Below are 12828 nucleotides of genomic sequence, written 5' to 3'. Positions count from 1 at the left end.
ATCGCTGCAGCGGCACACGGCTCGTGCGGCCTTCGTGAGCCACCTATTTTTTCTCCCTTTCAAACAGCGAAATCGCCGTGCGTCTGACCTCGATCAAACTCGCTGGATTCAAGTCATTCGTCGATCCCACGCATTTCCAGGTTCCGGGCCAGCTAGTAGGCGTGGTCGGACCCAATGGATGCGGCAAGTCCAACATCATCGACGCCGTGCGCTGGGTGCTCGGCGAGTCGCGCGCCTCGGAGCTGCGCGGCGAGTCGATGCAGGACGTGATCTTCAACGGCTCGACTGCGCGCAAACCGGGCAGCCGCGCCAGCGTCGAACTCGTGTTCGACAACGCCGACGGGCGTGCCGCCGGGCAGTGGGGCCAGTATGCCGAGATCGCCGTGAAGCGCGTACTCACGCGCGACGGCACGTCGAGCTACTACATCAACAACCTGCCGGCGCGTCGCCGCGACATTCAGGACATTTTCCTCGGCACCGGTCTTGGCCCGCGCGCCTACGCGATCATCGGGCAGGGCATGATTGCGCGCCTGATCGAAGCGAAGCCCGAAGAACTGCGCGTCTTTCTCGAAGAAGCCGCGGGTGTCTCCAAGTACAAGGAGCGCCGCCGCGAGACGGAGAACCGCCTGCACGACACGCGTGAGAATTTGACGCGGGTCGAAGACATCGTCCGTGAACTGGGCACGAACCTCGAGAAGCTCGAAGCGCAAGCGGTGGTCGCCACGCGCTACAAGGAACTGCAAACCGACGGCGAAGAGAAGCAACGCCTGTTGTGGCTGCTGCGCAAGAACGAGGCGGGCAGCGAGCAGGAACGTCAGCAGCGCGCCATCGAACAGGCGCAAATCGACCTCGAAGCGCAGACAGCCAAGCTGCGCGAAGTCGAAGCGCAACTCGAAACGCTGCGCGTCGCGCATTACTCGGCGAGCGACGCGATGCAGGGCGCACAAGGCGCGCTATACGAAGCGAACGCCGAAGTGAGCCGGCTCGAAGCCGAAATCAAGTTCATCGTCGAATCGCGCAACCGCGTGCAGGCGCAAATCGCTGCGCTGACCGCGCAGCGTGAACAGTGGCAATCGCAGGCTGAAAAAGCGCAGGGCGATCTCGAAGACGCCGAAGAGCAACTCGCCGTCGCCGAAGAAAAGGCGGCGCTCGCCGAAGAAGAAGCCGCCGCGAAGCACGACGCAATGCCCGCCCTCGAAGCGCGCTGGCGCGATGCGCAAGCCGAACTGAATGCGGAGCGCGGCGGCATTGCGCAGACCGAACAGGCGCTCAAGCTCGAAGCCGCGCATCAGCGCAATGCCGATCAGCAATTGCAGCAGTTGCAGCAGCGTCACGAGCGGCTGAAGGCGGAAGCAGGCGGCCTCGACGCACCCGACGAAGCACAGCTCGAAGAGCTGCGCATGCAACTCGCGGAACACGAAGAGATTCTGCACGACGCGCAGACGCGTCTTGCCGATGCCCAGGAAACCCTGCCGCGTCTGGACGCCGAGCGCCGTGCCGCGCAGGACCGTGTGCAGGCGGAAAGCGCGCAGATTCATCAGCTCGACGCGCGCCTTGCCGCGCTCAAGCAGTTGCAGGAAAACGTCCAGACCGAAGGCAAGATTCAGCCGTGGCTCGAAAAGCACGAGCTCGGCGGCCTGCCGCGACTCTGGAAGAAGCTGCACGTCGAGTCCGGTTGGGAAGCCGCGCTCGAAGCCGTGCTGCGCGAGCGGCTCGCCGCGCTCGAAGTATCGAATCTCGACTGGGTCAAGGCGTTCGCTACCGACGCGCCGCCCGCCAAGCTCGCGTTTTACGCACCGCCCGTCGCCGGTCAGCCGGCCGCGGCGTCGTCCGCGCTTCGGCCGCTGCTGTCGCTCGTTCGTATCGACGACGCGGGCATCCGCGCGGTGTTGAACGACTGGCTCGGCCTTGCGTTCGTCGCCGACGATCTGCAGCAGGCGCTCAGTATGCGCTCGCAATTGCCCGAAGGCGGCTCGTTCGTCGTGAAGGCGGGGCACGTGGTGACGCGCGTCGGCGTGCAACTGTATGCGGCCGATTCGGAACAAGCCGGCATGCTGGCCCGTCAGCAGGAAATCGAAAATCTCGCGCGTCAGGTGCGCGCACAAGCCCTGCTCGCCGACGAAGCGAAGGCCGCCGCGATCCGCGCCGAAGCCGCGCACACGCAAGCGGCGCAGGCGCTGACCGACGTGCGTCAGCAGGCCGAGCGGGCGACCCAGCGCGTGCACGCGTTGCAACTCGACGTGCTCAAGCTCACGCAGGCGCACGAGCGTTACACGCAGCGCAGCACGCAGATTCGTGAAGAGCTCGAAGAGATCAACGCACAGATCGAAGAGCAGCGCGCGATGCGTGCGGAATCCGAAGCGAACTTCGAGCGTTACGACGGCGAACTCGCCGAATTGCAGGCGCGATTCGAAGATCATCAACTGGCTTTCGAGGCGCTCGACGAAGCGCTTACCGCTGCACGCGGCGAGGCACGCGATCTCGACCGCGCCGCGACCGACGCGCGCTTCGCCGCGCGCAACATGGCGAACCGCATCGACGAATTGAAGCGCAGCATTCAGGTCGCGCACGAGCAGAGCGAGCGGGTCGCGGCGTCGCTCGAAGACGCACGCGCCGAACTCGAAACCATCAACGAGCAGACCGCTCACACGGGCTTGCAGGACGCGCTCGACATTCGCGCGGTCAAGGAAGAGGCGTTGCACGCCGCGCGTCTCGAACTGGACGACCTGACTGCCAAGCTGCGTGCCGCGGACGAAACGCGTCTCACCGCCGAGCGCGCGCTGCAACCGCTGCGCGACCGCATCAACGAATTGCAACTGAAGGAACAGGCCGCGCGGCTGAACGGCGAGCAGTTCATCGAGCAACTGGCGGCAGCGGGCGTCGACGAGGCGGAACTGCAGGCCAAGCTCACGCCGGACATGAAGCCGTCGTATCTGCAGGGCGAAGTCACGCGCATCAACAACGCGATCACCGCGCTCGGTCCGGTCAACATGGCCGCGCTCGACGAACTCAAGGCGGCCACCGAGCGCAAGTCGTTCCTCGACTCGCAATCGGCCGACTTGACGAGCGCGATCGAGACGCTCGAAGACGCAATCCGCAAGATCGACGCGGAAACGCGCACGCTGTTGCAAGGCACGTTCGACGAAGTGAACCGTCATTTCGGCGAACTGTTCCCGCGTCTCTTCGGCGGCGGCCAGGCGAAGCTGATCATGACCGGCGACGAGATTCTCGACGCCGGCGTACAGGTGATGGCGCAGCCTCCGGGCAAGAAAAATTCGACGATCCACCTGCTGTCGGGCGGCGAAAAAGCGCTGACCGCAACCGCGCTCGTGTTCGCGATGTTCCAGTTGAATCCGGCGCCCTTCTGTCTGCTCGACGAAGTGGACGCGCCGCTAGACGACGCGAACACCGAACGTTTCGCCAACCTGGTACGCGCGATGTCGGACAAAACCCAGTTCCTTTTCATCTCGCACAACAAGATCGCGATGGAAATGGCGCAGCAACTGATCGGCGTGACAATGCAGGAGCAGGGCGTGTCGCGCATCGTTGCCGTCGACATGGAAACGGCTGCGGGTTTCGCCCAGAATATCGTTTAAGTTTTCGTTTGAATCAAGGAAGCGCGGGCGCCCGCGTTCAGCGCTGCGGCACTCGCCGCGCGATACGTGGGGCGGGCGTCAGGACGCGCAGATAAAGAATTGCTGATGGAGCATGCATGGACGAGTTGACACTCGGTTTGATCGGCGCGGGTGCCGTGGTGGTCGGGGGCGTGGTGGTGTACAACGCGTGGCAGGGCGCCAAGGTGCGCCGCAAGATGCCGCGGCCCATGCCCGCGGATGCCGCGGAAAATTTCGCGCGCGACGACCATCAGGAACAGAGCCCGTTCATCGAACCGGCTCGGCCCACAACGCGTCGCGAGCCCGTAGTGGGCGCAGAGGCATCCGCCGACACGGCGTCGGCCCGCGTCGAACCGACTTTTGGCGCGCCGGTAGGCGCGGCACCGCTTGATACGCCGGCCGACATTCAGGCAGAGACGACCACACCGAACGGCTATCTGTCGGACGGCGATGATGCTGAGGCGGAGGGTGGCACTAAGGGCGACGCCGGCAAGGACGCGGCGGCGGGTCAACAACCCGCGAGCAACGCGTCGCGCGAAGCGGACGAACAGATCGAGCCGATTCTGCCGGCTGCCACGACGATCTCGTCCGCGCCGCCGGCTATCGTCGATCGCCGGATCGACTGCATCGTGCCGATTCGTCTGAACGGACCGGTTGCGGGCGACAAGGTGATTCCGCTCGCGCAGCGTCTGCGCCGCGCCGGCAGCAAGCCGGTACATATCGAAGGCAAACTCGAGGGCGGCGCGTGGGAGTTGCTGCAAAACGGCGCGCGTTATGAAGAGCTGCGCGCGGCCGCGCAGCTGGCCAATCGCAGCGGTGCGTTGAACGAACTTGAGTTCTCCGAGTTCGTGACGGGCGTACAGCAGTTTGCCGACGCAATCGACGCCTCGCCGGAATTTCCCGACATGCTCGAAACAGTCGCGATGGCGCGTGAGCTCGACGGTTTCGCCGCGCAGTGCGACGCGCAGTTGTCGATCAACGTGCTCTCCGACGGTGCGCCGTGGTCGGCCAACTACGTGCAAGCCGTGGCCTCGCAAGACGGCTTGCTGCTTTCGCGCGACGGCACGCGCTTCGTCAAGCTCGACGCGCGCCAGATTCCGGTGTTCATGCTGCAGTTCGGCGACACGAACTTCCTGCGCGACGACCTCACGTACAAGGGCGGTCAGATGATCACGCTGGTGCTCGACGTGCCGGTGGCCGACGAAGACATCTTGCCGTTCCGTCTGATGTGCGACTACGCGAAGTCGCTGGCCGAGCGCATTGGCGGGCGGGTGGTGGACGACGGCCGTCGCCCGTTGCCGGAGACCGCGCTGCTCGCCATCGAAAAGCAGTTGATGACGCTTTACGCGAAGCTCGAACAGGCCGGCATTCCGGCAGGATCGCCGGCCACTCGGCGTCTGTTCAGTCAGTAACCCGCCGCGTTTCAAAACGCCTCGAACGGCCGCGCAATGCGCGGCCGTTGTCGTTTTGAAGAGTAACGCCGCCGACTTTCGCATACACGCGCTCAGGTCTGCAAGCTGGCCATTCGGCCGATGTAAAGGGGCACGCTTCCTGCGATAATCCAGTGTCCAATTTCACTGAAGAAGCGCCTACAGCATGGCTCGAACTCCCGCCTCAGATCCAGCAACCAGCGCTCCGGCCGAGCGGGCCGCGTGGCTGCGCGCGGAACTCGAACGCGCCAATTACGCGTACTACGTTCTCGACCAGCCCGACTTGCCGGACGCGGAGTACGACAAGCTGTTCAAGGAACTGGAGAGTATCGAGGCGCAGCATCCCGATCTGATCGTCCCTGATTCGCCTACGCAGCGCGTTGGTGGCGAGGCGGCAAGCGGGTTTGAGCCGGTCGTCCACGACCAGCCCATGCTGTCACTGAACAACGGTTTCGCGGACGAAGACATCCTCGCGTTCGACAAGCGCGTGGGCGACGCACTCGGCAACAATGCGAAGGAACCGCCGGTGCCGGTCGACTACGCGGCCGAGTTGAAGTTCGACGGCCTCGCGATCTCGCTGCGCTATGTCGACGGCGTGTTCGTGCAGGCCGCCACGCGCGGCGACGGCACGACTGGCGAGAACGTCACGGAGAACGTCCGCACGATCCGCTCTATTCCGCTCAAGCTGAAGGGCAAGCGCGTGCCGCACATACTCGACGTGCGCGGCGAAGTGCTGATGTTCAAGCGCGACTTCGAGCGTCTGAACGAACGTCAGCGCGCCGCGGGTCACAAGGAGTTTGCCAATCCGCGCAACGCCGCAGCGGGCAGCTTGCGTCAGCTCGATTCGAAAATCACCGCGCAAAGGCCGCTGTCGTTCTTTGCGTATGGCATTGGCGTGCTCGAAGGCGTCGAGATGCCGGCCACGCATAGCGAACTGCTCGACTGGTACAAGGAACTCGGCTTGCCCGTCAATGCGGAGCGCGCGGTCGTGAAGGGCGCCGAAGGTCTGCTCGCGTTTTTCCACGCGGTCGGCGAGAAGCGCGACAAGTTACCGTACGACATCGACGGCGTCGTGTACAAGGTCAACCGGCGCGACGAGCAGGAGACGCTCGGCTTCGTGTCGCGTGCGCCCCGTTTCGCGCTCGCGCACAAGTTCCCGGCGCAGGAAGCGTTGACCAAACTGGTCGCGATCGACGTGCAAGTGGGGCGCACCGGCGCGATCACGCCCGTGGCGCGCCTTGAGCCCGTGTTCGTCGGCGGCGCGACTGTCACGAACGCCACGCTGCACAATGAAGACGAAGTGCGTCGCAAGGACATCCGTATCGGCGACACGGTGATCGTGCGGCGCGCGGGCGATGTCATTCCGGAAGTGGTGAGCGCGCTCATCGACCGCCGCCCGCCTGACGCGCATGAATTCGTGATGCCCACGCATTGTCCGGTGTGCGGCTCGAACATCGAGCGGCTACCCGACGAGGCGATTGCGCGTTGCACCGGCGGCCTGTTCTGTCCGGCCCAGCGCAAGCAGGCGTTGTGGCACTTCGCGCAGCGGCGCGCGTTGGACATCGACGGGCTGGGTGAGAAAATCATCGACCAACTGGTAGAACAGAACCTGGTGCGCACGCCCGCCGATCTGTTCAACCTCGGCTTCTCGACGCTCGCCGAGCTCGACCGTTTCGCCGACAAGTCCGCGCAGAACCTGCTCGACTCGCTCGAAAAGGCCAAGCACACTACGCTTGCCCGTTTTATTTACGCGCTCGGCATCCGCCATGTCGGCGAATCCACGGCGAAAGATCTGGCGAAGCACTTCGGCTCGCTTGATCCGATCATGGAGGCCTCGGTGGAAGCATTGCTGGAGGTCAACGACGTCGGGCCGGTCGTCGCCGAATCGATTCACCAGTTTTTCGCCGAAGAGCATAACCGCACGGTGATCGAGCAACTGCGCGCGCCGGGCAAGGTCACGTGGCCTGAGGGCCCGCCCGCGCCGAAGGCGCCGCAGGGCGTGCTGGCCGGCAAGACCGTTGTGTTGACGGGCACCTTGCCGAGCCTCGCTCGCGAGGAGGCGAAGGAAATGCTCGAAGCGGCCGGCGCGAAAGTGGCCGGCTCGGTGTCCAAGAAAACAGACTATGTGGTGGCGGGGGCCGAAGCAGGCAGCAAGTTAGCGAAGGCCGAGGAACTCGGCATTCCCGTACTCGACGAAGATGGTATGCGTAAGCTCCTGGAGGGGCAGTTATGATCCGCGAAATTCTCAAGATGGGCGATCCGCGCCTGCTGCGCATTGCCGATCCGGTCGATCACTTCGACACGCCGCAATTGCACGAACTCGTGAAAGACATGTTCGAGACCATGCACCATGCGAACGGAGCGGGGCTCGCCGCGCCGCAGATCGGTGTCAATCTGCAGGTGGTGATCTTCGGGTTCGGCAGCAACGAACGGTATCCGGATGCACCGCCGGTGCCGGAAACGGTGTTGATCAATCCGACTATCACGCCGGTTTCGCTGGATATGGAAGAGGGCTGGGAGGGTTGCCTGTCTGTTCCGGGCCTGCGCGGCGCGGTCAGCCGCTTTTCGATGATCAAGTATCACGGCTTCGACCAGTACGGCACGCCGATCGACCGCGTCGCCGAAGGCTTTCATGCGCGCGTCGTACAGCACGAATGCGATCACCTGATCGGCAAGCTGTATCCAATGCGGATTACCGACTTCGCCAAGTTTGGCTTTACAGAAGTGCTGTTTCCGGACATGGATCCGAATAGCGACGATTGATGCGGCCCGTTGGCCCTTGGCCCTTGGCCGGCGCCGCGCGTTGATAATAAAAAACCCACGCAAAAGCGTGGGTTTTTTATCGGGCTGCTGCGGCGCTCGATGCGCTTCAAGATCACATGAAGCGGTCGATCTCGCAGCCTCTGAGCTTGCCGGATGACGTCAGAACGACTCGTCCGGTGCGAGGTAGCGCCACTGGCCAGGCGGTAGCGCGCCAAGCATCACACGGCCCATCCGCACGCGTTTCAGGCCAAGAACCTCGAGGCCGACCAGTTCGCACATCCGGCGAATCTGGCGCTTCTTTCCTTCGCGCAGCACGAAGCGCAACTGCTCGCCGTTTTGCCAGTTGACTTGCGCCGGCTTGAGCGGAACGTCGTCGAGCGAGAGACCGTGACACAAGAGCGCGAGGCTTTCCGGCGGGAAGTGACTTTCGACGTCGACCGTGTGCTCGCCGTAGGCGACGCGCACCAGATACTCCTTGTCGATGTCGGAATGGCCGCCGATCAGCTGCTTCGCGATGCGGCCGTCCTGCGTCAACACCAGCAAGCCTGTCGAATCGATGTCGAGACGCCCGGCCGGCGCGAGTTGCCGCAAATGTGCGACGGAGAAGCGAATGTCCGAGCGGTCGCCCTCCCAGCGATTCTCCGGCGTGACGAGCGTGATGGCCGGCTGGTAGCCGTCTTCCGCCTGGCCCGACACGTAGCCGACAGTCTTATGGATCAGCACCGTGACCTGGCTTGCTTGCACGGCCTCGGCAGCGGGATCGATCTCGATCCGCTGATCGGGGCGAACCTTCGTGCCTAACGTGTCGATCCGCTCGCCGTCGACGAGCACCCAGCCTTTCTCGATCCATTCGTCGGCTTCGCGGCGCGAGCACAGGCCCAGTTCGGACATGAGCTTGGAGAGGCGCAGGGTGCCGGGCGCGTCCTCGATATCCCGACGCGGCGTGCGCGGGGCAGCCTCAGTGTGCGGGCGATGTTCGGCCGGAGCGGCGCCGCGCGACTTGCTGGCTCGCGCGGGGCGGTCGTCGGTGAAACGGCGTTCGGCCGCCGGCGCCTTGTCGAAGCTGCGTGCCGGGCGTTCCGCACGGTCGGTGCGCGGGGCGGCGCGGTCACCGAATTCGCGGCGAGCCGGTGCGCGGTCGCCTCGGTCGCCCCGGTCCCCTCGTGCGTCGGCAGTTGCGCGGGCCGGACGATCGGCGCGGTCGCCATAGCCGCTCTTGACGGGCTTGGCAAAGCTGCGCTCGCCGCGCTCGCTTTCGGCGCGTCGAGGCGCGCTGTCGCTGCGCGGTCCGCGCTCGCCGCCGCGGCGGTCTTGCGAGGCGCCGCGGTCTGCGCTGAAGCGGGGGCGGTCGGAAGCGTCGCGTTCACCGCGCGTCGGACGCTCGCCACGCTGGCCGCCTTCCGCGGGACGGCCTGCTCCTGTCCGCGGGCCGCTGGTCGGACGGCGTTCGCCGCCGAAGCCGCGCGAGGCGCCGCGGTCTGCGTTTCCTTCGAAACGTCGAGGCGCGCGGTCGGTGCTGCTGGTGCGGTCTTCGAAACGGCGTGGGGCGCGTTCGCCGCGTTCAGCACTTGGGCCACGGGGCGACCGCTCGCTGCTACCAGCACGGTCTTCAAAGCGGCGGGGCGCGCGGTCAGTGCTGCCCGAGCGATCTTCAAAGCGGCGCGGTGCGCGTTCGCTGCGTTCGGCACTTGGGCCACGGGGCGACCGTTCGCTGTTACCAGCACGGTCTTCGAAGCGGCGGGGCGCGCGGTCAGTGCTGCTCGAGCGATCTTCAAAGCGGCGCGGTCCGCGTTCGCTGCGTTCGGCGCCAGGTCCACGCGGCGGCCGCTCGCTGTTACCAGCACGGTCTTCGAAGCGGCGGGGCGCGCGGTCGGTGCTGCCCGTGCGATCCTCAAAACGGCGCGGTGCGCGTTCACCGCCCGGGCCACGAGGTGCACGCTCGCCACCACCTGTCCTATCCTCAAACCGACGCGGTGCGCGCTCGCTGCGTTCACCGCCAGCGCCGCGCGGCGCCCGCTCGTCGCCAGCCGCGCGGTTTTCGAACCTGCGCGGCGCGCGCTCACCACCCTCACGCCGCGGACCACGCTCGCCGCTTCCTTCGAAACGCCGCGCCGGTGCGCCCGCATTCTCGCTGCGCGGCGGCCGGTCAGACGTCGCACGTCGTGCGCCGCCGGCCCCGCCCGCTTCGCGTTCGCGCGAGAACGAGCCTTCCGCGCGGGGCGCACGCGGTCCGCGCGCGCCTGCGCCAGCCGGACGCTTCCCACCGGACGACGTCCCCGCGCCTTCGCCTCGCGGGCCGCTCGGGTCCGCCATCGACGATTTAGGTCCTGCCGGCCGTGTCGGCTTACGTGCCGACGTGCTGCCGCTACGGACAGGGGCGCGTTCGGACGAAGCCGGCCGCGGGTGCTTGGCTGTTAATTTGTCTCGCATGAAATCTCACACTGCGATCGCGCGCAGCAGTTCCGTCTCGACCTGAATTTGCAGGCGGTTGTCCGACAGACCGTGTCCGTCCAGCAGAAACACGTCCTCGACGCGTTCGCCGAGCGTGTTGATCCGCGCCGACGCGACGCCGACCCGGTGTTCGGCCAGCACGCGCGCGATCGAATAAAGAAGGCCTGGCCGGTCGTTCGCCGACACGGACAGGATGTAGTACTGGCCGCGCTCGTCGGCCCGAAGATCGACGCGCGGTGTAACAGGGAAGGTTCGCGAAAGCCGCGACAAGCGGCCTTTCGACGGCCCCGGGAGCCAGGTGCCGTCGCCGGTTAGGCGCGCGGTCAGTTCCTGCTCGACGAGATTGGCAATGTCGCGATAATGCACGTCTTCTTCGGTATGCGCGACGAGGAAATTATCCAGCGCATAGCCGTGACGCGTGGTGCTGACCCGGGCATCGAGCACCGACAGGCCGTTGCGGTCGAAATACGCACAAATGCCGGCGAACAGATCCGGCTGGTCCTTCACATACACGAGCACCTGAAGCGCTTCGCCGATCGGAGAGGGGCGGGCGCGAACGATCGGTGTGGGCGTCTCGACGTAGCGGTAGAGCACGCGCGTTTGCCATGCGATGTCCGCCGCGTCGTGGCGTAGGAAGTAGCCGACGTCGAGCTTGTCCCACAGTGCTTTCTGCGCGCCTTCCGGCACCGTCTCGAGGCGCAGGAGCGCGAGCGCCTCTTCCTGACGCGACTCCAGTTCCGAATGCGCGTCCGGACGGGCGCCGCCGAGCACTGCGAGCGTCGCGCGGTACAGGTCTTCCAGCAGCTTGCCCTTCCACGTGTTCCAGACTTTTGGACTGGTCCCGCGGATGTCGGCCACGGTCAGCAGATACAGCGCGGTCAAACGGCGTTCGTTGCCGACCAGTTCGGCGAAACGCTTGATGACCTCCGGGTCGCTCGTGTCCTGCTTCTGCGCGACCTGGCTCATGGTCAGGTGCTGCTGCACGAGCCAGACCACCAGGTCGCCGTCTTCGCCCTCGATGCCGTGATTGCGGCAGAAACGCCGCGCGTCGGCCATACCGAGCGTGGAGTGGTCACCGCCGCGGCCCTTGGCGATATCGTGAAACAGCGCCGCGACGTACAGCACCCATGGCCGGTCGAAGCCGACGATCAACTGGCTGCAGAACGGATACTCATGCGCGTGTTCGGCGACCGCGAAGCGCCGCAGATTGCGCAGCACCATCAGAATGTGCTGGTCGACCGTGTAGACGTGATACAGGTCGTGCTGCATCTGTCCGACGATGCGCCGGAAGTTGAGCAGATAGCGCCCGAGCACGCTCGTCTGGTTCATCAGGCGCAACGCGTGCGTGATGCCGGCCGGCTGCTTCAGGATGTCCATGAAGAGGCGCCGGTTTTCCGGATCACGCCGCCAGTGCTGGTCCATGACCTCGCGCGCGTTGTAGATGGCGCGCAGCGTGCGCGCCGACAGGCCTTTGACACCCGGCGTCTGCTCGTACAGCAGGAACGCTTCGAGGATCGCGTTCGGCTCGCGCTGAAACACATCGTCGCTCGCAATTTCGAGCATGCCCTGTTTTTCGACGAAGCGGTCCGACAGCACGCGGGTAATGCCGCTCGTGCTCGGGAAAAGCTGCGCCTCGATGTTCTGGATCAGGATGGTGGCAAGCTGCGTGACCGCCTTGGCGGCCCAGTAATAGCGGCGCATCAGCTGTTCGCTTGCGCGCTTGGTGGCGGTGGGCTTGTAGCCGAAACTTTCTGCCACCGCAGTTTGCAGGTCGAACACCAGAATGTCCTGACGACGGCCGGCGGTGACGTGCAACCGGGCGCGCAGCGACTTCAGGAAGCCTTCGTTGCGCCGCAGTTCCTGCGCTTCGCGCTCTGTAATGAGACCGCGCGCTTCGAGTTCGCGCCAACTGCTGCCGAAACCGGCCGCCTGGGTGATCCATAGAATCAGCTGCAGATCCCGCAGCCCACCCGGGCTTTCCTTGATGTTCGGCTCGAGCGCGTAAGGCGTGTCCTGAAACTTGGCGTGGCGCTGGCGCATTTCCAGAACTTTGGCCTGGAAAAACGCTTTCGGGTCGAGCGCCTCGCGATAACGCTTTGCGAAGTCGTCGAACAGCGCCGCGCTGCCCGTAATGCGCCGCGCTTCCAGCAGCGACGTGCGCACGGTCACGTCGTTGGCGGCTTCTTCGAGACACTGCGAAACGCTGCGTACGCTGCTGCCGAGTTCCAGTCCCAGATCCCATGCCAGGCTGATGAAACGCTCGATACGCGCTTCGAGGTGTTCGAGCGGCGCATCGGGCAGCAGCACCAGAATGTCGATGTCGGAGTGCGGCGCCAGTTCGCCACGGCCATAACCGCCCACTGCGAGGAGCGCAAGATCCGAGGGCAGTTCGCAGGTGTTCCAGGCGGCGCGCAGCGAGTCGTCGGTGGTGCGCGAAAGCGCCGCCATCAACGCTTCCACGTTGGTGGCGGTCTTGAAGCGTTCCAGCAACTGGGCTTTGGCCACTTTGTAGTCCGCCTTGAGCGACTTGGCATGGGACGGGGCGACGGCTGGAACACTACTCATGGGCG

6 protein-coding genes are annotated in these 12828 nt (G+C 65.3%); 4 read left to right on the top strand and 2 right to left on the bottom strand.

Annotation, left to right across the window (positions count from 1 at the left end; genetic code table 11):
• Positions 1 to 77: 77 nt before the first annotated feature.
• From smc to def, 4 genes are all read left to right on the top strand, one after another.
• A complete protein-coding gene (smc, locus tag J2W46_RS19705) occupies positions 78 to 3596 on the top strand; it encodes a chromosome segregation protein SMC (protein ID WP_310355617.1) in 3519 nt (1172 codons plus the stop codon).
• A 116-nt stretch (positions 3597 to 3712) separates the two neighbouring features.
• Positions 3713 to 5026, top strand: coding sequence for a cell division protein ZipA C-terminal FtsZ-binding domain-containing protein (locus J2W46_RS19700; RefSeq protein ID WP_310355615.1), 1314 nt, complete (start codon positions 3713 to 3715; stop codon positions 5024 to 5026).
• 184 nt (positions 5027 to 5210) lie between these two features.
• Positions 5211 to 7277 (top strand): NAD-dependent DNA ligase LigA, encoded by a 2067-nt coding sequence (gene ligA, locus J2W46_RS19695; protein WP_310355613.1) that lies wholly within the window; start codon positions 5211 to 5213, stop codon positions 7275 to 7277.
• A complete protein-coding gene (gene def / locus J2W46_RS19690; protein ID WP_020065624.1) occupies positions 7274 to 7807 on the top strand; it encodes a peptide deformylase in 534 nt (177 codons plus the stop codon). Before ligA ends, def begins: the two co-directional genes overlap by 4 nt.
• 159 nt (positions 7808 to 7966) lie before the next feature.
• On the opposite strand, the gene J2W46_RS19685 is transcribed toward def, so the two are convergent.
• Both J2W46_RS19685 and J2W46_RS19680 read right to left on the bottom strand, forming a co-directional pair.
• Entirely contained in the window at positions 7967 to 10120 is a 2154-nt protein-coding gene (locus J2W46_RS19685; protein ID WP_310355611.1) for a pseudouridine synthase, read from the bottom strand.
• A gap of 123 nt (positions 10121 to 10243) precedes the next feature.
• On the bottom strand, positions 10244 to 12823 hold the full coding sequence (locus J2W46_RS19680) for a [protein-PII] uridylyltransferase (protein ID WP_027804249.1): 2580 nt from the start codon (positions 12821 to 12823) through the stop codon (positions 10244 to 10246).
• Between the last annotated feature and the right edge of the window lie 5 nt (positions 12824 to 12828).

It is taken from the genome of Paraburkholderia strydomiana (genome assembly GCF_031456815.1).
Classification (GTDB): Bacteria; Pseudomonadota; Gammaproteobacteria; order Burkholderiales; family Burkholderiaceae; genus Paraburkholderia; species Paraburkholderia caledonica.
This window is presented reverse-complemented; position numbering and strand designations above follow the sequence as displayed.

What these genes read in the sequence shown, in the direction of transcription:
- J2W46_RS19700 (WP_310355615.1), top strand. Translation starts at nt 3,713, where the DNA reads ATGGACGAGTTGACACTCGGTTTGATCGGCGCGGGTGCCGTGGTGGTC.
- ligA (WP_310355613.1), top strand. Translation starts at nt 5,211, where the DNA reads ATGGCTCGAACTCCCGCCTCAGATCCAGCAACCAGCGCTCCGGCCGAG.
- def (WP_020065624.1), top strand. Translation starts at nt 7,274, where the DNA reads ATGATCCGCGAAATTCTCAAGATGGGCGATCCGCGCCTGCTGCGCATT.
- J2W46_RS19685 (WP_310355611.1), bottom strand. Translation starts at nt 10,120, where the DNA reads ATGGCGGACCCGAGCGGCCCGCGAGGCGAAGGCGCGGGGACGTCGTCC.
- J2W46_RS19680 (WP_027804249.1), bottom strand. Translation starts at nt 12,823, where the DNA reads ATGAGTAGTGTTCCAGCCGTCGCCCCGTCCCATGCCAAGTCGCTCAAG.